The organism is Acinetobacter sp. 826659 (assembly GCF_000588515.1).
Classification (GTDB): Bacteria; Pseudomonadota; Gammaproteobacteria; order Pseudomonadales; family Moraxellaceae; genus Acinetobacter; species Acinetobacter pittii.
On sequence record NZ_JFYD01000002.1, the window covers coordinates 135,695 to 161,274 of the forward strand.

Genomic DNA, 25,580 nt, shown 5'->3' on the forward strand with positions numbered 1-25,580 from the left:
AATGGAAATCAATACGATTATTGGCATCGTTGTTGCCATTATAATTATGCTAATTGGCTTAAAAATGATTTTAAAAAAGCCAAACCATGCTGAACCCTCATTAGACAGTGATTTGCATATTAATCCTGATAGTAATCAACCGGTTATACCTAGGCACGTGAGAGATCAGCTTGAGAAAACTGAAGCTGAATCTGTAGCGGTGACTAGTGCAGAGCGAGTAGAACCGACTTTAAGCGAAGCTGCGCCGTCACAAATACCTGAGACAAAACAGTCAGAAATTGAGACCGTAGAACCCGCTAAAGCAATTCAAACTGAACAAACTCAAGCAGTTGTTGAAAACGCTTCTGTAGAAAAAATTAAATCTGAACAAATAGTACCAAGCTCTACCATTCATAAAGATGGTTCAGTTGAGTTGGTTGATACAGTTTCTGTTAAACCGGAAGCTGAAGCTTTAGCAAAAGAAAATCTGGAAGCTGAAAGCGAAAAAACTGAGCCTGAGTTGAGTTTAAACCCGAATATTGAAACTGCCGAAATTGCTGAGTTTGAAGGCGAGAGTAATATTCTGGATGTGCATTTACATGAACAGCAACGTTATGATGATGAAAGTGCATTAGCGATGGCTGAACAGATTATTGCGCTAAATGTTTATCCAAACCCTCGTCGTGCATTGTCTGGTGATAAAGCGCTTAAAGTGCTGTTAAAATATGGTTTACGCTACGGTGAAATGTCGTGCTTCCATCGTTATGAAAATACCGATGAGCCGAGTGTACTCATGTTCTCTGTATTGCGTATGACAGACAATGGACCAGCTGGGTTTGATCTTGAAACGCTATCTACTGAACAAGTTCAAGGGTTAGCATTTTTCCTTGCCCTTCCAAACAGTAAAGCCGTGACTGGTTTTGACATGATGGCGAGTATTGCAGGTTTAATTGCTCGCGAAATTGATGGCAAAGTTTACGATGAGAATAATCTTGAATTTACGCCACAGTTAAAAGAGCACTGGCGTCATCATGTGATTGATTATCGTCCGGCACAGGCGACTGCCTAGTTTTAATTTTTTACGTTCGTTGCGATAATTGCAACATATCTAGTCGCAGCTCAGGGTGGAGAAATTTCCACCCTTTTTTATGGTGAATAACATAATGGCAACAACTTCCGTGATCGAACAGATGCGTCAGCTTATTCAACTGATTGCAAAGCATAACCATGCCTACTATGTCATGGATCAGCCGACAATCTCGGACAGTGAATATGATCATTTATTTCACCAGTTAAAAGCTTTAGAAAAGCAATATCCTGATCTGGTTCAATCAGATTCGCCAACAACAAAAGTAGGCGGACAAGCTCTCTCTAAATTTCAAAGTGTGACTCATGTCGTTCCGATGCTTTCTTTGGGGAACGTTTTTAATCAGGAAGACTTGTTTGCATTTGCACGTCGTGTTGAAGAGCGTTTGCCTAATCAAAAAGTACAATACGAAGTCGAACTAAAACTTGATGGTCTTGCGATTTCTCTCTGGTATGAAAATGGCCTATTAGTACGTGGCGTTACACGTGGTGACGGAGAAACTGGTGAGGACATTACCCAGAACGTTAAAACGATTCGTAATTTGCCTAAAGTGTTACATTCAGATCACTTTGAAATTCCACGTTTGCTGGAAGTTCGTGGTGAAGTACTTATGCCAAAGTCCGGTTTTGAAAAACTCAATGCCGAACAGGAAGCCAAAGGCGATAAAACATTTGCAAACCCGCGTAATGCCGCAGCTGGTAGTTTAAGACAACTCGATCCTAATATTGCTGCGGCTCGACCTTTAGCATTTTATGCTTACGGCATCGCTCAATGTGAACCTAATCATGGCTTAACTACCATGCATGACAGCCTGCAATGGCTCACAAAACTTGGATTTGAAATTGCTGAACGTCAATATCTGTGTAATTCAATTCAAGAAGTACAGCAACGTTATGAGCAAATTCAGCAAGAACGTTCAGATTTACAAGTTGAAATTGATGGGATGGTTGTAAAGGTTGATGACTTAAAGCAACAGCAACAACTTGGTTTTTTAAGTCGTGAACCACGTTGGGCAACTGCTTATAAATTCCCTGCACAAGCTGCATTAACTACGGTTGATCAGATTGATTGGCAAGTGGGGCGTACAGGTACTTTGACTCCAGTAGCGCGTTTAAAGCCTGTATTGGTGGGGGGAGTAACGGTTTCCAATGTAACTTTACACAACATTGGTGAGATCCATCGCCTAGATGTACGTGTTGGTGACACGGTGAGTGTTTATCGTACAGGCGATGTTATTCCTAAAGTAGAAAAAGTTTGGCCAGAATTCCGTCCTGTTGATGCCGAAGTTGTACATTTACCTGAAAACTGTCCTGTTTGTGCTTCACCAGTTGTAATGCCTGAAGGGGAAGCTTTAGCACGTTGTTCTGGTGGACTGTATTGTGCTGCTCAGCGTATTGAAGCGATTCGTCACTTCGTATCACGTAAAGCTCTAGATATTGAAGGTCTAGGCGATCGTTGGGTAGAGTCTTTATTACATCTCGATTTGCTCAAAGATGTTGCAGATATTTACCATTTGCACGAACACCGAGAAACTTTACTCGGGATTGAAAAAATGGGCGAGAAATCGGTACAGAACCTAATTGATGCCATTGAAGCTAGTAAGAAGACGACTCTAGCACGTTTTATTTATGCTTTAGGAATTCGTGGTGTAGGTGAAACAACAGCTAGGATGTTAGCCAATACTTTCCAAACTTTAGAAGCGCTTAAAGCTGCTGATGTTGAAACTTTAAAGAAAACCCCAGATGTTGGTGATATTACTGCAGAGTGGATTGCTGACTTTTTCTTGGCACCGCACAACATTGAAGTGCTTGATCGCTTAATTGCAGCGGGCATTCATTGGGATGCACCGACTGCACCAACACGGCAGCCATTAAATGGCGAAAGCTGGGTATTAACGGGCACATTAGAGCAAATGACGCGTGATCAGGCTACTCAAATGCTACAAGCATTAGGTGCGCGTGTAAGTGGTAGTGTATCGAGTAAAACCAAATGTGTTGTTGCGGGCGAGAAGGCTGGTTCGAAATTAGAAAAAGCAGCAAAACTAGGTATTGCTGTTATGAATGAGACTGATTTCTTATCACTTATGGCAAGCTACGGGCAGACTTTAAGCGAATAGATCTACCGAAATAAGAACCATTGATTTTAGTTACAAATTTATAAATTGATGGTTTGAGCCATATTTTAACGCTTGTCTGAACTTATAAATTGGACAAGCGTTTCTTTTTGCAGAGGAAATTTAAATAACTTAAACTGTAAATGCGTATGTTTCTCATTTTAATTTGATAAAAATCATAAACTTAACTAATTTTTATTTTGCAATCATTTTTAAGATTGCCCATAATAGTCTTCATACGATAGGAGATTTATTATGCGTGGCAATCCAGAAGTCATAGACTATTTAAATATGCTCATTGGCGGAGAATTGGCTGCCCGTGATCAATATTTAATCCATTCTCGTATGTATGAAGATTGGGGTTTAAATAAAATTTATGAGCGTATTGATCATGAGATGCAAGAAGAAGCTTCTCATGCTGATGCGATCATTCGCCGTGTATTGTTCTTAGGTGCTAAACCAAACATGCATCGTGAAAATATCAATGTTGGTACAGACGTTGTATCTTGTTTAAAAGCTGATTTGGCGCTTGAATATCATGTTCGTGAAAAATTAGCGACAGGTATCAAACTTTGTGAAGAGAAGGGCGATTACATTAGCCGTGATATGTTGCGTCAACAATTATCAGATACAGAAGAAGACCATACATACTGGTTAGAAAAGCAATTACGTTTAATTGAGTTGATTGGCTTACAAAACTATATTCAATCTCAAATTTAATAAAAAGACCCAGCTAAGGCTGGGTTTTTTATTGGCTCATTTTAATAAAATGAAACCTTAACTTGGATGTTAATTTTGTCAAATTGAACATATTCAAAGCTTTACTATATAAGGCTTTGGCAGTTACAAAAAAGTCAGAAAAATTGTATCGCCCCCCCTGTTTTTTTTATGAAATTGTTTATAATTTCGCCAATAAAACCCTTGCCTAGAAATTTAATGAGGCAAGGGTTTTTCTATGGAAAATCGGTTGGTATGGATCGCCAATGATTTATGGTGAGTTCGCGAAATATGTTATTTACCAAACCTGCTGTTTTAAATACAGCTACTCTCCTAAGCACACAGCGTCTTGCAACACGACTAAGCTTTTTTAGTTTAGGTTTTGCGACTGCAGCTTGGGCACCTCTTATTCCTTTTGCACAGCAGCGTTTAAACCTAAATCATGCCGATTTTGGTTTACTTTTGCTGTGTATGGGTATTGGCTCAATGATTGCTATGCCTGCGACTGGTGCTTTAGTAAAGCGCTGGGGATGTCGTCCGTTAATTGCTTTGGCATTGATGTTGTTAATGGTCTTATTGCCTAGCCTTACGATATGGAGCAGCATTGTGACCATGGCTGTAGCATTGTTTATCTTTGGATCGGCAGCAGGATGTCTTGGAGTAGCTATCAACTTACAAGCAGTAGTTGTTGAAAAACATAGTGTGCGAGCTCTCATGTCGAGCTTCCATGGAATGTGCAGTCTTGGTGGCTTAACAGGCGCTATGCTTGTGACAGCACTATTAGCCGTGGGCCTTTCTCCTTTATTGAGCACTTTATCAGTTGTTATGATTTTGCTTGTTATTGGTGGCGTTGCTATTCCTTCTTGTTTAACGTCTTTTGAACAGGATGAAAAGCCACATGAAGATACAACTCAAGCACCGAAAAAATTTTATCGTCCTGATGGCATTATTCTGCTTATTGGTATGATGTGCTTTATTGCCTTTTTATCAGAAGGTGCAGCAATGGACTGGGGGGGTATTTATTTAACAAGTAAATATCAGCTTAATCCTGCTTTTGCTGGTCTGGCTTACACTTTCTTTGCGCTTAGCATGACGACTGGTCGTTTTGCAGGTCATATCTTGCTTAAGCAATGGGGTGAAAAAAATATTGTGACTTATAGTGCGATTGGTGCTGCTATTGGTATGGCTGTTATTGTAACGGCACCAGTGTGGCAAGTGGTTGTATTGGGTTATGCATTATTAGGATTAGGTTGTTCTAATATTGTACCCGTGATGTTTTCTCGTGTTGGTCGACAAAACAATATGCCTAAAGCAGCAGCACTTTCTTTAGTATCAACAATTGCCTATACAGGTTCATTAAGTGGGCCAGCTTTAATCGGTTTAATTGGAGAATGGACTGGTTTAAGTACGGTTTTAACAGGAGTAGCTGTATTACTATTTATTATTGCTTTACTTAACCGTTTTACATTAGTAAAGACAAATTAATTTATAAATAATAATCACCAAATAGCGAACCTCGAGAAATTAAATTTCTCGAGGTTCTTTTATTTAGATTTATAGAACCTGATAAATAGATTGATAATTATCTTGTAATAAGCGCTGAGGCTTCATTAGTAAAGTTGGTGTCTTTTCTAAATCATCCAAGAAATTGTTTCGCCAATTGGTAAGATCAGATGATGTTAATCCCTCTATCAATTGTTGATAACGATTAATACGCTCAGTTTTAGACATTTCTAAAGCCATTTTTAAAGTATCCATCATTGCGGCTCTATCTTGCGGATCAACAATCAAGGCTTGAGACATCTGTTCAGCAGCACCAGCATATTTAGATAAAATGAGCACACCTGGATTTTCTGGGTCTTGTGCCGCAATATACTCTTTAGCCACTAGATTCATACCATCACGTAGTGAACTAATCCAGCAAATATCTGCATGGCGATAAATATGCATGAGATTATGGTGTTGTACCGTGTCATAGCAGCAATCTACAGGTCTCCAGTCTTCATGTGCAAACTCTTCGTTAATTAACTCTAGCTTGGTTTTAAAACGTTGGTATAAGCGTTGATAAGCTGGAATATCGGTACGAGAAGGGATTGCCACTTGAAGATGTCGAACTAAGCCATGATATTCAGGGCTAGTTTCCAAAAAGGTTGCAAATGCATTAAATCTTTCAAGTAAACCTTTTGAATAATCAATGCGATCAACTCCAATAATTGTCTTTTGACGTGGTATTTCTTCAAAATTAAACACCGAAGAGGTCGCCAAATCTTGTTGGGCTTGCTTTTGTATAAGTTCAGGCTGAACACCAATTGGGTACGATTTAATTAATATTTGACGTTTTTTGTAGCTAATACTGTTGCTTTGAATTTTTTGAGCTTCGAGTAAATTCAGACAAGTCTGCATGCAGGCATTTTGGTCAATCTGAGTTTGTAAGCCAATAACATCATATTGACTCAAGTCTTGAATTAACTCATGGGCTACCGGAATTTTGTGCCAAATATTTAGACTGGCAAAAGGAATATGTAAGAAGAAACCAATTTTGTTTTGCATGCCTAATTCACGGCAATAGCGAGCCACACTAAAAAAGTGGTAATCGTGCACCCAAATAAGATCTTCAGGCTGAGCAAGCTCTTTTAGCTTTTGAGCAAATAAGCGATTAACCTTTTGATAGGTATTATATTCTTCTGCATCATATTCAATCAGATCATCTCTGCCATGCATTGCTGGCCACAAAACTTTGTTAGCAAAACCACAATAATATTGGGCATATTGCTGATGAGTGAGGGGGCAGGTAATGTAGTCAATTCCTTGAGAATAAGCCTGCTCAAACTCTGGCGCTTCGCTATCGGTAATTTGCTGCCCATTCCAGCCTAACCAGATGCCGTTACTATCATTTAGTGCATCTTGTACAGCTACAGCAAGACCGCCTGCTGAAGCTTTACCCGATGGCATACTTATTCTGTTCGATAATACGATTAATTTAGACATAATTTTTCTCCATTCTGATTTTGGCTATTTTTGACATATAAGCTTTTTATTCTGTTTTGAAATAAAAGAAGAAAATCCGCGACATTATCAATATCTTTTAATCTATATTTTGCTTGTGTTTCACCCAGACCTACTTTAATACTAAGGCCAGATTGCTGATTAATGTAAGTGAAACCAGATTCATCTGTTAAATCATCACCTATAAAAATAGGTAATACAGCAGGTAAATCAAGATGATTTAATATAGTTTCAATTGCTCTACCTTTATCAGCTTGGTTTGGGATTAATTCAACAACAAATTTTCCTTTATTTATTTTTAAGTGGGGGTGATTGAGATTAATTTGCTGCATAATATTAATAGCATTATTTTCTAAATTAGGATTTTTACGATAATGTAAGGCAATAGAATATCCTTTATCCTCAATTAATAATTCGGGATATTTTTCACAACTTTTGAGAATATCTTGTTTTAATTTTTTGAAATTAATACTGCTTAAATCTGGTCGAATATAATTTCCTGAATCAAAATAAATATCTAAACCATGTAAACCAGCAATTGGAACTTCAATAGGATGTAGTAGTTTGCTTGCTGTATCTACATCACGACCTGTTACAGCAATAACAGGTATATTTAATTTAGTAATTTTTTTTATAACTTCTAATGTAGTCTGTGGAATAAAACTATGCTCAGGATTAATTTGAAAGGGTGCTAGTGTGCCATCAATATCCAAAAATAAGCAGTAATTTTTATCGAAAGATAAGTTATTTATAATATCGTTGGGTGTAACAAAAGATGTATTTTTTTCTCTCCCATCAGATATTGTGTTTTGACTGTTCATATTAGCCTTCCTAATACTTTTTGATCAATAATTAATCTTCTAGCATTAAAATGAATTGATGAGTCATTTCTTTTAATAAAAAAACATAAGTATTAACATTAATTACATTGCATAATGGATTTATAGGCGAAGTGTGGAGTATGTTGTTTTTTGATTGGCTTCAATGTTTAGATAATTAAATTTTTGTATGTTTACTATGAATAATGCAGGTCTTGTTTATCAATATATTTCAGAATATTAAATACTCATAAATAGTTGATTTTACTTTTTGAAATCTAATTTTTATGTTGATTTTAAAAGATATTTTAAATCAATATTATTATATAATCCTTATAAAATCGGCTTTGAGCAGGCATATGAAGTTACAAAATAAAATTTTATTAATTACAGGTTGGGGAGTAGGTGTCGAACCTTTGCAATCCCTTAAATTGCATTTGGAAAAAATGGGGTTTGAGACACAACTTATTAATATTTTTAATGTTTTAGATAGTAACTTTCAAGAACAGCTTGATTTAGTGTCTGAGGTTAATGTGGTGATAGGCTGGTCTTTAGGTGGGCAGTTAGCAACTCAATTGGTTAATACTTTTTATGAACAAACAGGGCAAACTAAAACGTTAATTACGCTCGCTTCAAATCCATGTTTTGTTACCAACGATAATTGGCAAACTGCTATGCCTGCTGATGTGTTTAGTCAATTTAACACTTCTTTTTTACAAAACCCGCAAGCCACTTTAAAGCGTTTTTATTACTTAATTACACTCGGTTCATCTCAGGCTAAACAAGATTGGGTAAGCATACAAAACATAGCAAATCCGCCTTCAAGTGAATTGCTATCAGAAGGTTTGCAAATGCTTGAACAACTAAATTTGGTAGATAACTTAAAAAACTATCTAGGTCCGCAGCTTCATGTGTTTGCCGAGCAAGATAATGTTGTTCCTTGCAAAATTATTGAAAATTTCAAGAATATCACGACAGAAAACATGAATTATAAAGTGCTAAAAGGCGCTACTCATGCTTTTCCATATCTAGAAGTGGACCGAACAATTGAAGAAATCTGCCAATTTTTAACAATTCATCAGCAAAGTTAATAAGCTTTGGTTGATCTCGCAATTTTCTTTCATTCTTAACAGGTTTAACATGTGCTAAATGAAAGATTTAATTGCTGTAAAAGGGTATAGAGGATGACCGATAATTTTGATTTGGAACATATTTGGCATCCATATACCTCAATGACCCAACCTTTACCAACATTTAAAGTTAAACGTGCCTATGGGGCAACGATTGAACTAGATGATGGTACAACTTTAATTGATGGTATGTCGTCATGGTGGTGTGCAATTCACGGCTATAACCACCCTGAACTCAATCAGGCAGTGACAGATCAATTACAAAACATGTCGCATATCATGTTTGGTGGTTTAACTCATGATCCTGCCATTGAACTTGGAAAAATTCTTTTAAAAATTACTCCACCGAGTCTCGATAAAATTTTCTATGCAGATTCAGGTTCGGTTGCCGTTGAAGTTGCTTTGAAAATGGCTGTGCAATTCTGGACAGCACAAGGCCAACCACAAAAAACAAATTTTATTACTACGCGTTCTGGTTACCACGGTGATACATGGAATGCGATGTCTGTTTGTGATCCAGTGACAGGTATGCATCAGATTTTTGGTACAAGTTTACCGAACCGTATTTTTGTAGCAGCACCGCAAACCAAATTTCATGAAGAGTGGAATCAAGAAGATATTGCTGAGCTAGAACAAGCTATTCAGCAAAATCATGAAAACCTTGCTGCACTGATTATTGAGCCGATTGTACAAGGTGCAGGGGGTATGCGTTTTTATCATCCTGAATATTTACGTCAGGCGAAAGCACTTTGTGAACAATATAATCTGTTATTAATTTTTGATGAAATTGCGACTGGTTTTGGTCGCACGGGTAAGCTTTTTGCTTGGGAACATGCAAGAGTTGAGCCAGACATTATGTGCATAGGTAAAGGGCTAACAGGCGGCTACATGACGTTATCTGCTACCTTAACGACAAAGCAGGTTGCAGAAACCATTAGTCGCGGTGAGGCCGGGGTGTTTATGCATGGCCCAACCTTTATGGCCAATCCACTTGCTTGCGCGGTCGCTTTAAAAAGTACCCAATTATTAATTGAGCAAGATTGGCAGGCTAATATTGAGCGAATTGAACAACAGCTTAGCCAATATTTAACGCCTTTAAGTCAGCTTGATTATGTTGCCGATGTGCGAGTGCTGGGTGCAATTGGTGTAGTAGAACTCACCTTTAATGTTGATATGAAAACCTTACAGCAACAATTTGTAGACCGCGGAATCTGGATCCGTCCTTTTGGAAAATTAGTTTATGTGATGCCACCGTATGTCATCACGCATCAAGAGTTAAGCGATTTGCTCGAACAGTTGGTTGAAGTTGTTCAAACGATGCAGGGAGCGAATTAAGATGTCATTGCTTGAACATTTTTCTGCCGAATTGGATGAGTTAAAGCAACAAGGTAACTTTAGACAATTTACCCAAAATGTGCAGCACGGACGTTTTATTACGATCCAAAATAAAACGATGCTCAACTTAGCTTCAAATGATTATCTTGGGTTGGCTGCTGATATCAATCTTCGTCAAGAGTTTTTAGATAGCTTTCCAATCGAGCGTAGCTATTTTAGTTCTTCATCTTCACGTCTATTAACGGGCAATTTTGACGAATATGAACAATTAGAAAATAGCCTAAGCCAAGCGTTTGGTGGTCGGGCGGCACTATTATTTAATAGTGGCTACCATATGAATATCGGTATTTTGCCAGCTATTGCTGATAGTAAAACTTTAATATTGGCGGATAAGTTAGTTCATGCCAGTATGATTGACGGGATCCGTTTATCTGGCGCTCAGTATGTGCGTTATCGACATAACGATTTACAACACTTGGAACAACTCCTCCAAAAATATCATGATGATGACAAGATTGAACGAATCATTGTGGTCACAGAAAGTATTTTTAGTATGGACGGTGATGAGACGGATTTAGCCGCTTTAGTTCAGCTAAAAAAACGTTTTGCTAAAACTATGTTATATGTCGATGAAGCGCATTCAATTGGGGTTCGTGGTCAGCAAGGCTTAGGATGTGCTGAACAATATAATGTGATTCAGGAAATTGATTTTCTGGTCGGTACATTAGGCAAAGCATTAGCAGCAGTCGGTGGTTACATTATTTGTGATCCAATTATTAAAGATTATCTCATTAATAAAATGCGCCCACTTATTTTTAGTACTGCACAGCCTCCGATTGTTATGGCATGGGCAAACTTTATTTTTCAAAAAGTATTAGTCTCTCAATCTCAGCGTGAGCACTTAAAAAATATTAGCCAATATCTTCAACAAGCTGTTGTGCAAAAGGGTTATGTAAGCCCATCGCCCAGCCATATTATTCCAGTCATTGTTGGAGAAAGTCAGGCTGCGATCGATAAAGCGAAATACGTTCAGGAAAGTGGTTTCTATGCTATGCCTGTACGTCCACCAACAGTACCTAAAAACAGTTCGCGTTTGCGTATTTCTTTAACGTCAATGGTGCAGCAACATGAACTTGAAGAATTGGTGAGTTTTCTGTGAGTTTGAATAAAAACTTGGTTGCCCAGCGTTTTGCCAAAGCAGGGCAAAGCTATTCAGAACATGCAATTGTTCAAAAACAAATTTGCCAAAATTTAACAGGTTTAGTTCAGCAGTTTTGTCCGACTACGATGTCGCGTGTCTTTGAAATTGGTTGTGGTTCTGGCAATTTAACTTGTCTTCTTGCTACCTCTTTTCAGTTTGAAGAGTTAATTTTGAATGATCTATATGCAGATGTGCAGCAGCACTTTAGTCATCAAGAAAATTTAAAATGGTTGATTGGGGATATTGAAACTTTAGATTTCCCTCAGCAGCTGGATATGATTGTTTCAGGTTCAGCTTTACAGTGGATGCAAGATTTACCGCATTTGCTCGAACGTTGTAATGAGGCTTTAACTGAGCGAGGTTGGTTGTGCTTCTCAACATTCGGTTCTAAAAACTTATTAGAGATTAAAGAATTAACAGGACAAGGTTTAAGTTATTGGTCAGTTGAAAATTGGAATAGTGCCTTAATTCAGGCTGGTTTTGAGATTTTGCATTTGTCAGAATCAGAAACTCAACTCTATTTCGATTCACCTAAAGACGTGTTACAGCATTTAAAAGCAACAGGTGTAACAGCAACTGCTCAGCATCGTTGGACTAAGCAAACTTTACAACAGTTTTATCAAGATTATGAGCAGTTTAAGTGTGCCGAAGGATATTCCCTAACGTATCATCCGATTTATTGTATTGCCCGGAGAATGAAGTAAATGAGTGGCCAGATCTATTTTGTGAGTGGGATTGATACCGAAATTGGTAAAACCTACGCGACAGGTTTCTTAGCAAAATTATGGACTGAGCAGGGTAAAAAAGTGATTACCCAAAAACTCATTCAAACAGGTAACGCTGATATTTCTGAGGATATTGAAAAACATCGTGAAATTATGGGGCAGGGCTGGTTTCAAGAAGATCATGACAAGCTAACCATGCCTGAAATCTTCAGTTATCCTGCTTCACCTCATCTTGCAACACGTCTTGATAACCGAGAAATTGATTTTCAAAAAATTGAAAATGCAACCAAAACATTGGCGGAGCGTTTTGAAATCGTATTGTTGGAAGGTGCAGGAGGCTTAATGGTGCCACTAACCACCAGTCTGCTGACCATTGATTACGTCGCTCAGCATCAGTTTCCTGTTATTTTAGTAACATCGGGCCGTTTAGGAAGTATTAACCATACTTTGCTTAGTCTTGAAGCACTTAAGTCTCGTGGGCTGAAGTTGCATGCCTTGGTTTATAACCTAAAAGATGAATCAAAAGATCCATTAATTTCTCAAGATACTTCAAATTTTTTGAAAGATTACTTAGCTATTCATTTTCCCGAAGCTGAATGGATTGAACTGGCAAAAATGAATTAAGTTAAACAGGTTATAAAAAAACCGCTCTAATTTGAGCGGTTTTTTTACATCTTATGAATATTTTAGAACTTCTTCGAACCACGGTTAAAACCAGTCGCTTTACGTTGGTTCCCTGTGTTAACAGGAGCTTCTTTTTCATCATCACGACGTTGTTGACGTAAGTAACCGCCACGACGTGCTGCCATTGGTTTTTCAGTCATACGATCAGTACGACGTTTTGCCATACCAAATAAACCTGTACCTTGACGTGGTTTTAACTCAACTGATTTTGCTAAGTTGTCGATGTCAGTTTTGTCGAGTTCCATCCAACGACCAGTACGTAATTCGCGCGGTAAAATAACTGTGCCGTAGCGTGTACGTAATAAACGGCTGACTTTAAGATCTTGCGATTCGAAAATCCGACGTACTTCGCGGTTACGACCTTCTTTTACTACAACTTGGTACCAGCGGTTAATACCTTCACCACCAATTTCAGAGAATGATTCGAATTTGGCAGGGCCATCTTCGAGCTCTACTCCGTTGACCATGTTTTGGCGTAGTTTTGGCGTTACTTCACCCATTACTCGAACAGCGTATTCACGTTCGATTTCATTAGATGGGTGCATTAAGCGGTTAGCAAGTTCACCATCATTTGTGAATAGTAATAAACCAGTACTGTTAATATCCAGACGACCTACCATTACCCAGCGGTCATTGGCAATTTGTGGTAAATGATCAAATACGGTTGGGCGTTTTTCAGGATCATTACGTGAACAGATTTCACCCTCAGGTTTGTAATAAATCAGTACGCGACGACGAATTTCATCTTCAATCTGAAACTGAACTTTACGGCCATCAATGCGTAATTCATCGCCTGGTTCAATGCGCTCACCCACTTGGGCAACACGACCGTTTACACTCACGCGTCCTGCGGCAATAACCTCTTCCATATATCGGCGGGAACCTAATCCGATTCGCGCTAATACTTTTTGCAATTTTTCACTCATGACAGCACAACCTTAGACATAATGATCAACAGTCCACCTCTTTATGATTTCGGTGCATTTGCATCGAGAGCCATAAAGGCTTCCTTGGCGTTCTGTAGGGGAGGCAATTGGCCTAGAGAGGCTAGACCAAAAGCATTCAGAAACTGAGGCGTTGTAATTAGCAACGCAGGTCTTCCGGGTAAATCTCTAAAACCGGCTTCTTTAATCCAGTTCCAGTCAAATAGTGTTCTAAGAATCTGACTATTATTAGATACACCACGAATTTGTTCAATATCAGCTCGGGTAACCGGTTGATGATAAGCAATGACAGCCAGGGTTTCTAGTAATGAAGGCGACAGTTTTGTTGGTCGCTCTGGCCAAATTTGCGCAATAATACTACGATATTTAGATCTTACCTGAAAGCGAAACCCTTGTGCTGTTTCAATCAGCTCAATAGATCGACCATGTTGTAATAGCGCGAGCTGTTGCAAGAGCTGACGAAGCTGTTGTTTATTATATTGATTGTTAAATGCTTCTTTTAAGCGGGCAATTGAAACAGGCGCTTCACTGGCAAAGATAATTGCTTCAAGTTGTAATAAGACTTCATGATGTATGTCAGCTAATGACAAATCACTATTATTTTGTTCAAAACTACTCATATTGAAGATCCTTGAATTGCTAACGGGGCTTCAATACCAGTGGCAATAATTTTAATTTTCTGTTGGCGAGTCAATTCTAAAACTGCCATAAAAGTAACAACCATTCCCATACGACCTTGCTGGGGATTGAGTAATTCTTTAAAACTTAACACGTCACCAGACTCTAATTTCTCTTCAATATATGCAATACGTTCTTCGAGTAAAACAGGTTCTTGAGCGACAACATGGGTAATAGGTTCGGGGCGATTAAATACACAGAACAACGCATCATGTAGCGCAGAAATATCGTAACCTTCATAAACAGGAGAGATATGCCCTAAGCTTACATTGGCCCTAAATGTATCGCGCTCGAGAATTGGCATTTGGCCTAAACGCTCAGCTGCTTGCTTAATGCGTAGATAGGTTTCAAGACGATCAATAAGCTCCTGCTTAGGATCTTTTTCAATGCTTATAATTGTAGGTTTTGGTAGAAGTAGGCGAGACTTCAAGTCAGCTAATAAAGCAGCCATCACCATATAATCTGCCGTCAACTCGATATTTAAAGATTTCATGCTATCCATATAGGCCAAATATTGAGTCGCTATAGGAGCAATATCGAGTTGAATTAAATCGAAGCCATTTTTCTGAATCAGATAAATTAAAAAATCTAATGGACCTTCAAACCGCTCGAGCAAAATCTCAAATGCAGCTGGAGGTATATAGAGATCTTCTGGAATTTTGTCATGCCACTCATCTAAAACACGGATGTGTGGAGCGTCTTCCATGGATTGATGAAGTGATTGATTCATTACGATTATAAGCCACGCGAATTTTCAAAAGCATGAGACTTGTTATTCAAGTCCTAGACAGCTGTAAGTAGAAGAACAGCAGATAGTGAAAATCATTCTAAATGAATTGTGTCTTTTAATAAATTACTTAACGACTAAAGTGTAAAAAAAATCCAAAATAAATAAAGAGTATTTTTTTGAGTGATAATACTTTTTTTTAAACTATTGGTAAAAAAGTAAGTGCTTATTCAAAAGCACTTACATCGCCAACACCACGGCGGATAATTTCAGGATGTTCGCCCGATAAATCAACGATACTTGTACTGGTCAAGGTACCAAAACCACCGTCAATAAATACATCAATTCGTTTATCTAACTGATTTTCAATATCGTAAGGGTCATCTAGAGGGTCTTCTTGGCCTGGTAAAATTAATGTACTGGTGAGTAGGGGCTCGCCAAGTTCTTGTAATAAAGCCTGACAAATTGGATTACTCGGAATACGTAAGCCAATTGTTTTCTTCTTAGGGTGCATCAATCTACGAGGAACTTCACTTGTTGCAGGTAAAATGAATGTAGTAATAGCTGGTGTATTCGCTTTCAATAAACGATATGTCGCATTATCAACTTTTGCATAAGTTGCAATATCAGATAAGTCACAGCACATAATGGCATATTGATGTTTAGGCCCTAAGCCACGAATCTGTGCAATACGTTCCATGGCATTTTTATTACCGATTTGACACCCAATTGCATAGGCAGCATCGGTAGGGTAGACCACAACATCTCCTGCTCGGATACGTTCAACCGCTTGGGCAATGAGGCGTTGCTGTGGATTTTCAGGATGTACATGTAAATGCATCATATTTTAGAGACTCCATCACGCCAGTGTTAAAAATAATTATTAGGCTTTTTAAATGGCCTAGGCAAGCAATTAACGTAGCTTTTTTGTCAATTAATCAAGGAGTTCACGTTTAAATTCATTTAATTGTAAAGGTGTACCCGAACGTGTACATTGGCAAATAAAACCAATAAATGCTGCTGCATCACGTGGCAACTTAGCCTCACCCGAAAAGTAACGTTGCACTTGAGCATAAACGTTATCTTTAAATAGTTTGCCATCACCGCTATCACCTGTAAGGTTATCGAGTGAAACCCTAAATTTTCTGCCAAAAGATTGTGCAAATAACCATTCAATTGCTTGAGGCTTAATTTCTACTTGTTCAAATAAACTTTGCTGCTCTTGGGTGCGACCATCAGGTGCATACCAATAACCTAAATCTGGTAATAGACGTCTTTTTTCACCTGCAATAGACCAGTGACTAATTTCATGCAAAGCACTATTAAAGAAACCGTGAGCAAATTGGATCTTGGCTGGTTCTTTATTTGTCGCTGGGAAATATTCAGGTTCAAAATCACCACGAACTAATGTCACATTATGGTGGGAAAACCAGTGATTAAAGTGTAAAATAAGCCAATCAACTTGCTCAGACTCCGATTTTGAGCTTGACCATGGTGAGAGTTGCATTAGGTCAGGTACAAGAGTGTTCTGATGAGTTGAATGGGTGCAAACGAGTAATGAAGTGTTAACTTCAGGTTGCGGCTGCAACAGGTGCATTGCTTAATTTACCCCGAGTTCTGTCTAAAGAAGTGCAAAATTGTATCTTAATCTTTGACAGAGTACCGATGAATTTGTAGAATTGCCGCCTTAATTATGTCAGCAAATACCTTTCCGGCACAGATTGAGCCGTTTAAATGGGCTGAACAAGGCTTTACATGGTCAGGTCAACTGCCCTTGTCTCGCTTTGCTCGTATCGCTCGTGAAGCTGTTGGATCAATTGATAACCAATTGATCAACATAGACTGTAAGCTATCAATGGATGCATATCATCGCATTGTGTGGATGGACGGTCACATGGACACGAAAGTTCCAATGGAGTGCCAACGTTGTTTGGAACCTGTTGAAATGCCTCTTGTCTTAGACTTCCATATCGCATTAGTGGATGATGAGTCACTGATAGAGCGCTTGGATGAGGATGCTGATTTCATCGTTTTAGGTGAAAGTGAGTCTTCGACGAAAGGCGATTATGATACGCCTGCCTCGATTAACTTACTCGCATTACTAGAAGATGAACTGTTATTGTTGATGCCTTTATCTCCCAAGCATGATGCTTGTGAACATAAACATCAACCTACCATTCAGAATGTTGTCGAAGAAAAACGGGATAATCCGTTTGATGTTTTGGCAGGTTTGAAGGGTAAACTTAACTCATAATTTGTGTTATAATTGTGAGATAAGACAACTGAATTTGTTCTGATCCATTTTTTCGATCTTTGTAAGGAGCCATCATGGCCGTTCAGCAAAACCGTAAAAGTCGCTCTCGCCGTGACATGCGCCGTTCACATGACGCTTTAACCGAGAATGCATTAACAGTAGACCAAGCAACTGGTGAAACTCATCGTCGTCACCACGTGACTAAAGACGGTTTCTACCGTGGTCGTCAATTATTCGCTAAAGCAGCTGATGCTGAATAATTGCATGATATGCATTAAGCGTGATGCTTAAGTATAGAAAAAATGGGAGCGAAAGCTCCCTTTTTTTGTTGTTTTTCGCAATTATAAATATATAAATAACATGTTAAATTTCCGCTCCAGAAATGAGTGAAAACCCAAAAAAGGATTTCTTATGTCTGCTAAACGTCTTGAACAAGTAGCTTTAGCCACAAAAACTGCATTTGTGTTTCCTGGTCAAGGTTCACAAAAAGTCAGTATGCTTGCTGAACTAGCAGAACAGTTTAGTGGGGTCGGGCAAACTTTTGCAGAAGCTTCAGATGCTCTTGGATTTGATCTTTGGCATATTGCGCAAAGTGGCGAAGGTCTCGACCAAACAGAAAATACCCAACCTGTGTTATTAACTGCCAGTATCGCTTTATGGCGCGTATGGCTTGATTTAGGTGGTCTGGCACCTAAATACCTTGCAGGACATTCATTAGGTGAATACAGTGCATTGGTCGCTGCAGGCTCTATGAGCTTGGCTGATGCAGTTAAATTGGTTAACTTGCGTGGCAAACTCATGCAAAGTGCTGTACCTCAAGGTCAAGGGGCTATGGCTGCAATCCTTGGTTTGGCTGATGAAAAAGTGGTTGAACTTTGTCAAACCGTGAGTGCGTCAGGTGAAGGTTCTGTAGAAGCTGCAAACTATAATTCACAAGGTCAAGTTGTGATTGCAGGAAGTACAGCTTCTGTACAAGAAGTTATGGCTTTGGCAAAAGAGCAGTCAGCTAAAGCAATTGCTTTACCAGTGTCAGTTCCTTCTCATTGTTCGTTAATGAACCCTGCCGCTGAGAAATTTGCAGAAGCTTTGGAACAAACTGCCATTGAGCTACCTACCATTCCTGTAATACAAAATGTCAACGCGGGAATAGCTACCGATGTTGCTCAATTGCGTCAGGCATTAACTGCACAGTTGTACCAATCAGTACAATGGACACGTACCATGCAGTCTCTACAAGACCAAGGTATTCAATATATTGTTGAGTGTGGTCCAGGTACAGTATTGAGTAACCTCGCAAAGCGTTTACCAAATATTGAAAAAGCTTTTTCTATTGATAGTAAGAGCAAAATGGAAGATGCCCTAAATGCTGTTTTAGTGGCAGAAGGAAAAATTGCATGACACAAGAACGCAAAGTTGCATTAGTAACGGGCGCGAGTCGGGGTATTGGCGCTGCCATTGCCCAGCAACTTATTCAAGACGGTTATTTTGTTGTAGGTACTGCGACTTCTGAATCTGGTGCACAAAAGTTAAGTGATAGCTTTGGTGAACAAGGTGCAGGTTTGGCGCTCGACGTGCGTAATCTCGATGAGATTGAAGCAGTCGTTTCTCATATTGAACAGAACTATGGTCCTGTACTTGTTCTAGTTAACAATGCAGGTATTACGAAAGACAATTTGTTGCTTCGTATGTCTGAAGATGATTGGGATGACATTCTCAACATTCACCTTAAAGCAGTTTATCGTTTATCTAAACGTGTGCTTAAGGGTATGACGAAGGCACGTTTTGGTCGAATTATTAATATCAGTTCTGTTGTAGCTCACTTTGCAAACCCAGGCCAAGCGAACTATTCTGCTGCTAAAGCAGGTATTGAAGCATTCAGCCGTAGCCTTGCAAAAGAGATGGGTAGCCGCCAAATTACTGTAAATAGTGTGGCGCCAGGTTTTATTGCAACAGAAATGACAGATGCACTTAGTGAAGACATTCGCAAAAAAATGAGTGATCAAGTGGCTTTAAATCGCTTAGGTGAGCCACAAGATATCGCAAATGCGGTGAGTTTCCTTGCAAGTGATAAAGCAGGTTACATTACCGGTACGGTATTACATGTAAATGGTGGTTTATACATGGCCTAACGCCGATGTATAAACTTTTAAAAATTTTTATATTCAATTAAACTAGTGGCAAATTAAACGCCACAAGCAATGAGGAGAATTCCTGTGAGCGATATCGAACAACGCGTTAAACAAGCGGTTGCAGAACAACTTGGTCTTAAAGCTGAAGAGATTAAAAACGAAGCATCTTTTATGGATGACTTAGGTGCTGACTCTTTAGATTTAGTTGAACTTGTTATGTCTTTCGAAAACGACTTCGACATCACTATCCCTGATGAAGATTCTAACGAAATCACTACAGTTCAATCTGCAATTGACTATGTAACTAAAAAACTTGGTTAATTCGCATATTGCTGAATAAAAAGAAGGCCACCGTAAGGTGGCTTTTTTTATTTTAGAAAAAATTTAAGAGATACATAATTTTACAAGATCAACCTCAATTGATAGCAGAGGCATAACTTTTTTGAAGTATAACAATAAGGGTCAGTTTAATGACTTTACTATAAACAATAATATGAGGACTAAAAGATGGGTCTTTTTGATTTTGTAAAAGGTATTGGCAAGAAAAATACCGCACCAGCAGAACCACAACCAGCTCCGGCAACACCAGCAGAACCTTCTGCACAAGAAGTTGCAAATAAATTATTAGGTTTAATTAAGAGTTTAGGCTTAGGGGTAGACGGCTTATCTGTAACCTATAACGGTACTACTGATACCGCAATTATCAAAGGGCAGGTAAAAAGCCAAGCAGATAAAGAGAAAATTATTCTTATTGTTGGAAACATTGATCATGTGGCTCAAGTAGATGACCAGATGACAGTGGCAACTCCTGAACCAGAAAGTAAATTTTATACCGTGAAATCTGGTGACAACCTTTCAAAAATTGCGAAAGAAGTTTACGGTGATGCAAATCAATATCCAAAAATCTTTGAAGCAAATAAACCAATGTTAAAAGATCCTGATGAGATTTTCCCGGGGCAAGTTTTACGTATTCCTCAATAATTAAGATTAATAAAAAAGGCGCTTTAAGCGCCTTTTTTGTGCTTTTAAAAACGCTTTGGAATCTTTTGTCCGTTTGGTACAGGGGTGTCTGCATTTTTTAAAACACCGAATAACCATGTTTCAGCATGCTGTACTGCAATTTTTAAAGAATCACCTAAAGCTAAACGGCCAGCGATAAAGCTAGCTAAAGAACAACCTGAGCCGTGATATTCACCTTCAAGGCGAGGACAGCTACTACTCGCTGCTAGTTCACCATCGATATATAAACTATTTTTAATATGATCTGGTGTATCTTCGTGTCCACCTTTCACTAGAACAGCTTTAGCACCCATTTCAAAAAGCTTTTGAGTGGCTTGATCTAAATCAGTAATACCTGTTAGAGCACGTAATTCAACGGTATTTGGGGTAATAATTGTGGCTAGAGGGATGAGTTCAACAAATGCTTTAACGAGAGTTGCTTGATCACCTAAAGAGCCGCCACTGTTTGCGACTAAAACAGGATCAAGTACATATTGATAGTCAGGATGAGCGCGTAAAAATTCAGCTAGTGCAGCAATATTATCTGTCGTGCCAAGCATGCCTGACTTAACACATTTAATGGGTAAGTCACCTACAACTGCATTTGCTTGTGCTAATAAGAGTTCTTTTGAGGTTGCTTCGAAGCCAAATACTTGTTGTGAGTTCTGAATGGTGAGGGCAGTACATGCAATTGCTGCATGGGCACCACTTTGTCCAATTGCTTCGATATCGGCTTTTAAACTGCACCACCCCAAGGGGCTAAAACCCGAGAAACAAAGTACGGTTGGACGCACGGTTATTTCCTTTTCAATTTAAATTTACGTTAGTATAAGAGAGTTTGATTAAACTCTCGACCAATTGAATTAAATACTTTACTGGGTTAATGATTGAATGGCTATAAAACATATTTTGATTGATTTAGATGGAACCTTAACAGACCCAAAAGTTGGAATCCATACTTCAATTCGCTATGCAATGGAGAAATTAGGCTATCCATTGGCTGCCGATTTAGATATTGACTGGACAATTGGCCCACCATTAAAGCCATCACTCGCAAAATTATTAGCTACTCAAGATGATGCTTTAGCTGAACAAGCTTTACTTGCTTATCGCGAGCGTTTTTCGGTGGTTGGCCTATTCGAAAATGAAGTGTATCCATCTGTTGCAAAAACGCTTAGCGCTTTAAAAAAAGAAGGATATCGTTTATTTGTTGCAACTGCTAAACCAACGATTTATGCAAAACGTATCTTGGATCATTTTGAATTAAGCCAATACTTTGTACATATCTATGGGAGTGAGTTAACGGGTGAGCGCACTAATAAAGCTGACCTTATCCATTATATTCTTGAGCATGAGCAATTAAACCCAGAAGAGTGTTTAATGGTCGGTGACCGTCAATATGACGTTTTGGGTGCTCGTCATAACGGTATCGAGGCGGTAGCGGTGACTTATGGTTATGGAACAGCAGAGGAACTTGCTCAAGCACAGCCTAAAGCAATGATTAAGCAATTCTCTGAACTTTTGGACTATGTTGAAGAACTGGCAGCACAAAAGAAAGTTTCTTAAATATTATTAAATTTTAATTTGAAGGTTTGGCTTTGATCTAAAGCCAAACCTTTTTTGTTTAAATGCTGTGTTGCTGGCGGTATTGAACAAGTTCTTCAATCGTAATCACCGTTAAGTGATGAGTTTGAGCATATGCTAAAACTTGAATGCCCGACGCCATCGTGCCATCTGGATTGGTTAATTCACATAATACGCCAGCGGGTTTAAGCCCGGCTAGTCTTGCTAGGTCAATTGTTCCCTCAGTATGACCTCGACGAGTAAGGACTCCACCATTACGTGCACGTAATGGGAAAACGTGACCCGGACGATTTAAGTCACTTGCCACAGCACCATCTTTAATAGCGGTTTGAATAGTTGTTACACGGTCTTTAGCAGAAACACCAGTGGTAACGCCTTGAGCTGCCTCAATGGTCACTGTAAAAGCGGTATGAAACTGGCTTGAGTTTTGAGAAACCATTGGAGGAAGTTCTAAATGATCTGCTAGCTCTTCTGTAAGGCATAAACATACAATCCCTGAACCATCACGAATCATACGTGCCATTGTTTCTATCGTTAAAGTTTCGGCTGCAACAATTAAATCTGCTTCATTTTCGCGATCAAAGTCGTCCATAACCAAGACAGGCTTGCCTTGACGGATATCTTCTAATGCTTGTTGAATACGTTGCTCAGCAGGAGAGAGAGCTGAGAAAAAAAGTTCTGGTTGAATTAAGCTAGACATAATGAAACGCTCTCGTAAAAATACGGTGGAACATTTCAGGACTGATGTAAAAACAGGCTGGCACTGAAATAAAACGGATTTATCCCAGTTCGTCGTCTTCTTTCATCCGGACTATACCGTCGGCTTTGGAGTTTCACCAAATCTGCTCAAATTACACAATTTAAGCTCGTGGGCTTGTTAATCTATTTATAAAAATTAACTTTACCACCGGTGGGGAATTACACCCCGCCCTGAAGCGATGGGTTTTATTATAGCGCGCTTGATAGAATTGGCTAGATGCTTTTATAGAATGCTAAGTTTCTTTATGAATAGGCATTTTCATAAATCGAAATAGGCTTTTTAACAAGATCTTACTTGTTGATATGAAAATGGAATGCTATGTTTTTTATAGAAAATTATAAATAAAATAGGTGTTTCATGCAGATAAGAGACTATTATCCTCTGACCAATAGCTCGTTTATTCAGCATCTCCATATTTTCAGTTATGTATTTATGGCGGTAAGTATTCTGTATTTAATTGCTGCCAACTGGTTGATGCTTCCAGACAGTATTCAACTCGCGATCCCGCCCGTTATATTACTTGTAACAGCATGGTTCAGCACAAAAGATACTTTAAGCGATGGGGTTAGGCAGACCTTACATAGCGTTTGTGGTTTGATGATAGGTTTAAGCTTGGCTGTTATTGGACAGGTTTATCAAACTGGTGCAGACAGTTATTTGCTTTTTTTAATTTGGACATTGCTTTTACTGCCGTGGTTATATCGACCGAATATTGGAATCTTTGCTTTAATTTGTATTACCAGTCAACTTACACTTTTTTTATTTTTTAAACAGACTTTCTGGTCTGAAAAGTTTCCTTATTTATATTTAATCGCTCTAAATTTATTAAGCCTTATTGAGTTTTGGGTATGTATAAAGAAATATCGTGCTTTACGATTTGTCTTTATCGCTTGGTTCGCTGTTATTTCGATTATTGGAATGATTCAATATTTATCGAATGAGAATATTCCTTATCTAATTTCTGCCTTCTTTTCAGGAATAATCGCTTTTTATTATTTCTTCAAAAAAGACGATCAGTTATGTGCCAGTTTAATGGCTGCTGTTCTTGGTGTGACTGCAACGATATGGCTTGTAGATGGGATTAATAACCTATTTAAAGACTCTAATGAGTTCATTTTTTTATTGATTGCAGGCATTATTTTTATTTGGTTTGCGCTGATTAGCTATCTTTTAATAAAAATTTTTCGTCAAAGCCGCTTTTATGTCATTCCATTGGCAATTGGTGCTTGGCTTGCTGGCTTGGCACTTGCAGCTTTTACGCTGGTGTTTTGGGAGACTATTTCTTTAGTTATTGGAGTTGTTTTTGTTGGATTGGCGTTTATTCTTTTAAAGAAATCACAAAGCTATTTCTTTCGGCAATTTGCCTATTGTTTGTTTATCAGTGGGCAGACCGCTTTCTTGTTTCATCTTGGTTCAGAAACAGATCAAATTCTATGGGTTTTAATTGCACAGATTTTTATTCTATGTATTAGTTATTTTCTTAAACCACATTGGTTCTTCATTTTAATTCAAATGCTTGCTACGTATGGCATAGCTTTTATCTATTTGCTACAACTGGACCATTCATTGTGGTCGATACATTCTACTCAGACTTATTTAAATTTAACTTTGCTCAGTTACTTGGTTTTTAGTTTGGTAGTCTTACCTAAGAAGAAATCAATAGCTCTATATGAGCGTAGTATTTTTTTATTCGTACTGGTCGTAATTCTTGTAGCTTCTTTTTTTGATACTTTTATGGGGCTGGTACCAGAAAATTCGATAGATCAGCAGTTATGGGTTCTATATTTGCTACCTGCTGTCTGGTTACTTTACTTTAGTGTTCTTCATTTATATCGACAACTTCAGGGAATCACTTTTTTCGCCTTTTTAATATTTGGCGTGTTACTTATTGCATTGGGATATTTTGAAATTTTCATCCTGCTTATTATTTTAACGTGGGCATTAAAAAAGAAAGATTATATTGTGTATGGAGTGAGCTTAACTGTATTCGTATTTGTGTTTTGGCAGCTCTATTACAACCTACAAATAACTTTTCTAGCTAAGAGTGCATCTATTTTTATTTCGGGCATTGTTTTGTTGGCTCTGTCTTGGTTACTTCAACGTGAAAATAAAAATGATCTTGTTAAAGGAGAGAAAGAATGAAAAAGTATTTTTCTCTTATTCTTGCATTAGTCACCATATTATTTTTTGCAGGTTTAGTGGCGAAAAACGAATGGCATTTGCACCATAGTAAAAGTATTTTCATTGAGCTTAAGCCAGTTGATCCTCGTTCAATTTTACAAGGTGACTATATGGCACTGGCTTATGAATTACATTTACAATCTCTTAAAGCTCTTGCAGGAACTGAAAGTGAGGCTCTAGAACAGGTGATTTTTAATCGCTCTTCCGTTCCCGCAAAAGTTATTTTGGATTCACAAAATCGCGTAGTTCGTACAGTTTTAGATATCAATAATTCATTTGCTGGGCAGAGGTTAATTTTAAAAAATCCTGAAAATCGTTTGCAGGCTTTATATCCTGCCTCTCGCAGTTTCTTATTTGCAGAAGGCTTGGCTCAATGTTATGAAAAAGCCAAATATGCTGAATTTAAGGTAAATCCTAAAGGAGAGGCGATACTGTTCGAATTACGAGGAGAACAGCTTCAACCATTAAATTGTGAAAAACAAAAGAACTGGTGGGAAGGAACTATTAAGGATTTATAAAATAATAAAAG

27 protein-coding genes and 1 riboswitch are annotated in these 25,580 nt (G+C 38.3%); of the genes, 18 read left to right on the forward strand and 9 right to left on the reverse strand.

The genetic code is table 11. The annotated features are described in order from the left end of the window. The first annotated feature begins 1 nt into the window (after position 1). The 4 genes from J663_RS05115 to J663_RS05130 all read left to right on the forward strand — a co-directional run bounded on the left by J663_RS05115 (position 2) and on the right by J663_RS05130 (position 5,381). Positions 2 to 1,048, forward strand: coding sequence for a cell division protein ZipA C-terminal FtsZ-binding domain-containing protein (locus J663_RS05115; RefSeq protein WP_033848259.1), 1,047 nt, complete (start codon positions 2 to 4; stop codon positions 1,046 to 1,048). A 94-nt stretch (positions 1,049 to 1,142) separates the two neighbouring features. Then, entirely contained in the window at positions 1,143 to 3,182 is a 2,040-nt protein-coding gene (gene ligA, locus J663_RS05120; RefSeq protein ID WP_033848261.1) for an NAD-dependent DNA ligase LigA, read from the forward strand. Between the two features lie 252 nt (positions 3,183 to 3,434). Then, on the forward strand, positions 3,435 to 3,899 hold the full coding sequence (gene ftn, locus J663_RS05125; protein WP_033848264.1) for a heteropolymeric bacterioferritin subunit Ftn: 465 nt from the start codon (positions 3,435 to 3,437) through the stop codon (positions 3,897 to 3,899). Between the two features lie 288 nt (positions 3,900 to 4,187). Beyond that, complete coding sequence (locus J663_RS05130; RefSeq protein ID WP_033848266.1) at positions 4,188 to 5,381, forward strand: MFS transporter; 1,194 nt, start codon at positions 4,188 to 4,190, stop codon at positions 5,379 to 5,381. Positions 5,382 to 5,450: 69 nt separating this feature from the next. Here J663_RS05130 and J663_RS05135 read toward each other — a convergent pair whose 3' ends face one another. After that, positions 5,451 to 6,884: an alpha,alpha-trehalose-phosphate synthase (UDP-forming) gene (locus J663_RS05135; protein ID WP_033848268.1), complete on the reverse strand. Its 1,434-nt coding sequence runs from the start codon at positions 6,882 to 6,884 to the stop codon at positions 5,451 to 5,453. Beyond that, a complete protein-coding gene (gene otsB / locus J663_RS05140) occupies positions 6,872 to 7,723 on the reverse strand; it encodes a trehalose-phosphatase (protein ID WP_033848270.1) in 852 nt (283 codons plus the stop codon). The genes J663_RS05135 and otsB overlap by 13 nt, the downstream gene beginning before the upstream one ends. A gap of 356 nt (positions 7,724 to 8,079) precedes the next feature. Between otsB and J663_RS05145 the strand changes: the two genes are divergently transcribed. The 5 genes from J663_RS05145 (at position 8,080) to bioD (ending at position 12,735) form a co-directional block, all read left to right on the forward strand. Then, on the forward strand, positions 8,080 to 8,811 hold the full coding sequence (locus J663_RS05145; protein ID WP_033848273.1) for an alpha/beta fold hydrolase: 732 nt from the start codon (positions 8,080 to 8,082) through the stop codon (positions 8,809 to 8,811). Between the two features lie 93 nt (positions 8,812 to 8,904). Continuing rightward, entirely contained in the window at positions 8,905 to 10,185 is a 1,281-nt protein-coding gene (bioA, locus tag J663_RS05150; protein ID WP_033848275.1) for an adenosylmethionine--8-amino-7-oxononanoate transaminase, read from the forward strand. Position 10,186: 1 nt separating this feature from the next. After that, the gene (locus tag J663_RS05155; protein ID WP_033848276.1) at positions 10,187 to 11,344 is read left to right on the forward strand and encodes an 8-amino-7-oxononanoate synthase; all 1,158 of its coding nucleotides are present in this window, start codon (positions 10,187 to 10,189) and stop codon (positions 11,342 to 11,344) included. Then, positions 11,341 to 12,090, forward strand: a complete 750-nt coding sequence (bioC, locus tag J663_RS05160; RefSeq protein ID WP_033848278.1) for a malonyl-ACP O-methyltransferase BioC — start codon at positions 11,341 to 11,343, stop codon at positions 12,088 to 12,090. The genes J663_RS05155 and bioC overlap by 4 nt, the downstream gene beginning before the upstream one ends. Continuing rightward, positions 12,091 to 12,735 carry a dethiobiotin synthase gene (gene bioD, locus J663_RS05165; RefSeq protein ID WP_033848280.1) on the forward strand — a complete coding sequence of 215 codons (645 nt, stop codon included), beginning with the start codon at positions 12,091 to 12,093 and terminating at the stop codon, positions 12,733 to 12,735. Positions 12,736 to 12,797: 62 nt separating this feature from the next. On the opposite strand, the gene rluB is transcribed toward bioD, so the two are convergent. The 5 genes from rluB to J663_RS05190 all read right to left on the reverse strand — a co-directional run bounded on the left by rluB (position 12,798) and on the right by J663_RS05190 (position 16,741). Continuing rightward, on the reverse strand, positions 12,798 to 13,721 hold the full coding sequence (gene rluB / locus J663_RS05170) for a 23S rRNA pseudouridine(2605) synthase RluB (RefSeq protein ID WP_016142048.1): 924 nt from the start codon (positions 13,719 to 13,721) through the stop codon (positions 12,798 to 12,800). Positions 13,722 to 13,762: 41 nt separating this feature from the next. Next, positions 13,763 to 14,359, reverse strand: a complete 597-nt coding sequence (scpB, locus tag J663_RS05175) for an SMC-Scp complex subunit ScpB (RefSeq protein WP_002120355.1) — start codon at positions 14,357 to 14,359, stop codon at positions 13,763 to 13,765. Continuing rightward, complete coding sequence (locus J663_RS05180) at positions 14,356 to 15,147, reverse strand: segregation and condensation protein A (RefSeq protein ID WP_033848284.1); 792 nt, start codon at positions 15,145 to 15,147, stop codon at positions 14,356 to 14,358. Before J663_RS05180 ends, scpB begins: the two co-directional genes overlap by 4 nt. Positions 15,148 to 15,370: 223 nt before the next feature. Continuing rightward, positions 15,371 to 15,988 (reverse strand): L-threonylcarbamoyladenylate synthase, encoded by a 618-nt coding sequence (locus tag J663_RS05185; protein ID WP_002120255.1) that lies wholly within the window; start codon positions 15,986 to 15,988, stop codon positions 15,371 to 15,373. A gap of 90 nt (positions 15,989 to 16,078) precedes the next feature. Beyond that, positions 16,079 to 16,741, reverse strand: a complete 663-nt coding sequence (locus J663_RS05190) for an elongation factor P hydroxylase (RefSeq protein ID WP_033848286.1) — start codon at positions 16,739 to 16,741, stop codon at positions 16,079 to 16,081. Positions 16,742 to 16,837: 96 nt separating this feature from the next. Here J663_RS05190 and J663_RS05195 point away from each other — a divergent pair, with 96 nt between their 5' ends. The 6 genes from J663_RS05195 to lysM all read left to right on the forward strand — a co-directional run bounded on the left by J663_RS05195 (position 16,838) and on the right by lysM (position 20,508). After that, positions 16,838 to 17,398: a YceD family protein gene (locus J663_RS05195; protein WP_002120393.1), complete on the forward strand. Its 561-nt coding sequence runs from the start codon at positions 16,838 to 16,840 to the stop codon at positions 17,396 to 17,398. Between the two features lie 74 nt (positions 17,399 to 17,472). Then, entirely contained in the window at positions 17,473 to 17,658 is a 186-nt protein-coding gene (gene rpmF, locus J663_RS05200) for a 50S ribosomal protein L32 (protein WP_000290730.1), read from the forward strand. Positions 17,659 to 17,809: 151 nt separating this feature from the next. After that, positions 17,810 to 18,796 carry an ACP S-malonyltransferase gene (gene fabD / locus J663_RS05205; RefSeq protein WP_033848289.1) on the forward strand — a complete coding sequence of 329 codons (987 nt, stop codon included), beginning with the start codon at positions 17,810 to 17,812 and terminating at the stop codon, positions 18,794 to 18,796. Next, a complete protein-coding gene (gene fabG / locus J663_RS05210; protein ID WP_002120395.1) occupies positions 18,793 to 19,527 on the forward strand; it encodes a 3-oxoacyl-ACP reductase FabG in 735 nt (244 codons plus the stop codon). The genes fabD and fabG overlap by 4 nt, the downstream gene beginning before the upstream one ends. A gap of 84 nt (positions 19,528 to 19,611) precedes the next feature. Then, on the forward strand, positions 19,612 to 19,848 hold the full coding sequence (gene acpP, locus J663_RS05215) for an acyl carrier protein (RefSeq protein ID WP_001279871.1): 237 nt from the start codon (positions 19,612 to 19,614) through the stop codon (positions 19,846 to 19,848). A 186-nt stretch (positions 19,849 to 20,034) separates the two neighbouring features. Next, positions 20,035 to 20,508, forward strand: a complete 474-nt coding sequence (gene lysM / locus J663_RS05220) for a peptidoglycan-binding protein LysM (RefSeq protein ID WP_033848292.1) — start codon at positions 20,035 to 20,037, stop codon at positions 20,506 to 20,508. A 44-nt stretch (positions 20,509 to 20,552) separates the two neighbouring features. Here the strand turns inward: lysM and J663_RS05225 are convergent, their stop codons facing one another. Beyond that, positions 20,553 to 21,320, reverse strand: a complete 768-nt coding sequence (locus J663_RS05225) for a hydroxymethylpyrimidine/phosphomethylpyrimidine kinase (RefSeq protein WP_033848294.1) — start codon at positions 21,318 to 21,320, stop codon at positions 20,553 to 20,555. Between the two features lie 97 nt (positions 21,321 to 21,417). Between J663_RS05225 and J663_RS05230 the strand changes: the two genes are divergently transcribed. Then, positions 21,418 to 22,092: an HAD-IA family hydrolase gene (locus tag J663_RS05230; RefSeq protein WP_002120346.1), complete on the forward strand. Its 675-nt coding sequence runs from the start codon at positions 21,418 to 21,420 to the stop codon at positions 22,090 to 22,092. Between the two features lie 58 nt (positions 22,093 to 22,150). Here J663_RS05230 and ribB read toward each other — a convergent pair whose 3' ends face one another. Further along, the gene (ribB, locus tag J663_RS05235) at positions 22,151 to 22,810 is read right to left on the reverse strand and encodes a 3,4-dihydroxy-2-butanone-4-phosphate synthase (RefSeq protein ID WP_033848296.1); all 660 of its coding nucleotides are present in this window, start codon (positions 22,808 to 22,810) and stop codon (positions 22,151 to 22,153) included. A 90-nt stretch (positions 22,811 to 22,900) separates the two neighbouring features. Then, positions 22,901 to 23,051: riboswitch (FMN riboswitch) on the reverse strand. Between the two features lie 176 nt (positions 23,052 to 23,227). Here ribB and J663_RS05240 point away from each other — a divergent pair. Together J663_RS05240 and J663_RS05245 are read left to right on the forward strand one after the other, a co-directional pair. Continuing rightward, entirely contained in the window at positions 23,228 to 25,012 is a 1,785-nt protein-coding gene (locus tag J663_RS05240) for a DUF2157 domain-containing protein (protein ID WP_033848297.1), read from the forward strand. Next, positions 25,009 to 25,569: a GDYXXLXY domain-containing protein gene (locus J663_RS05245; RefSeq protein WP_033848299.1), complete on the forward strand. Its 561-nt coding sequence runs from the start codon at positions 25,009 to 25,011 to the stop codon at positions 25,567 to 25,569. The genes J663_RS05240 and J663_RS05245 overlap by 4 nt, the downstream gene beginning before the upstream one ends. The last annotated feature ends 11 nt before the right edge of the window (positions 25,570 to 25,580 follow it).

Coding starts and splice junctions, on each gene's coding strand:
- lysM (WP_033848292.1), top strand. CDS start 20,035: ATGGGTCTTTTTGATTTTGTAAAAGGTATTGGCAAGAAAAATACCGCA.
- J663_RS05190 (WP_033848286.1), bottom strand. CDS start 16,741: ATGCACCTGTTGCAGCCGCAACCTGAAGTTAACACTTCATTACTCGTT.
- J663_RS05195 (WP_002120393.1), top strand. CDS start 16,838: ATGTCAGCAAATACCTTTCCGGCACAGATTGAGCCGTTTAAATGGGCT.
- bioA (WP_033848275.1), top strand. CDS start 8,905: ATGACCGATAATTTTGATTTGGAACATATTTGGCATCCATATACCTCA.
- J663_RS05230 (WP_002120346.1), top strand. CDS start 21,418: ATGGCTATAAAACATATTTTGATTGATTTAGATGGAACCTTAACAGAC.
- J663_RS05130 (WP_033848266.1), top strand. CDS start 4,188: ATGTTATTTACCAAACCTGCTGTTTTAAATACAGCTACTCTCCTAAGC.
- ribB (WP_033848296.1), bottom strand. CDS start 22,810: ATGTCTAGCTTAATTCAACCAGAACTTTTTTTCTCAGCTCTCTCTCCT.
- J663_RS05245 (WP_033848299.1), top strand. CDS start 25,009: ATGAAAAAGTATTTTTCTCTTATTCTTGCATTAGTCACCATATTATTT.
- ftn (WP_033848264.1), top strand. CDS start 3,435: ATGCGTGGCAATCCAGAAGTCATAGACTATTTAAATATGCTCATTGGC.
- J663_RS05240 (WP_033848297.1), top strand. CDS start 23,228: ATGCAGATAAGAGACTATTATCCTCTGACCAATAGCTCGTTTATTCAG.
- J663_RS05135 (WP_033848268.1), bottom strand. CDS start 6,884: ATGTCTAAATTAATCGTATTATCGAACAGAATAAGTATGCCATCGGGT.
- J663_RS05185 (WP_002120255.1), bottom strand. CDS start 15,988: ATGATGCATTTACATGTACATCCTGAAAATCCACAGCAACGCCTCATT.
- J663_RS05115 (WP_033848259.1), top strand. CDS start 2: ATGGAAATCAATACGATTATTGGCATCGTTGTTGCCATTATAATTATG.
- J663_RS05145 (WP_033848273.1), top strand. CDS start 8,080: ATGAAGTTACAAAATAAAATTTTATTAATTACAGGTTGGGGAGTAGGT.
- rpmF (WP_000290730.1), top strand. CDS start 17,473: ATGGCCGTTCAGCAAAACCGTAAAAGTCGCTCTCGCCGTGACATGCGC.
- rluB (WP_016142048.1), bottom strand. CDS start 13,721: ATGAGTGAAAAATTGCAAAAAGTATTAGCGCGAATCGGATTAGGTTCC.
- otsB (WP_033848270.1), bottom strand. CDS start 7,723: ATGAACAGTCAAAACACAATATCTGATGGGAGAGAAAAAAATACATCT.
- J663_RS05155 (WP_033848276.1), top strand. CDS start 10,187: ATGTCATTGCTTGAACATTTTTCTGCCGAATTGGATGAGTTAAAGCAA.
- bioD (WP_033848280.1), top strand. CDS start 12,091: ATGAGTGGCCAGATCTATTTTGTGAGTGGGATTGATACCGAAATTGGT.
- ligA (WP_033848261.1), top strand. CDS start 1,143: ATGGCAACAACTTCCGTGATCGAACAGATGCGTCAGCTTATTCAACTG.
- scpB (WP_002120355.1), bottom strand. CDS start 14,359: ATGAGTAGTTTTGAACAAAATAATAGTGATTTGTCATTAGCTGACATA.
- fabG (WP_002120395.1), top strand. CDS start 18,793: ATGACACAAGAACGCAAAGTTGCATTAGTAACGGGCGCGAGTCGGGGT.
- J663_RS05180 (WP_033848284.1), bottom strand. CDS start 15,147: ATGAATCAATCACTTCATCAATCCATGGAAGACGCTCCACACATCCGT.
- fabD (WP_033848289.1), top strand. CDS start 17,810: ATGTCTGCTAAACGTCTTGAACAAGTAGCTTTAGCCACAAAAACTGCA.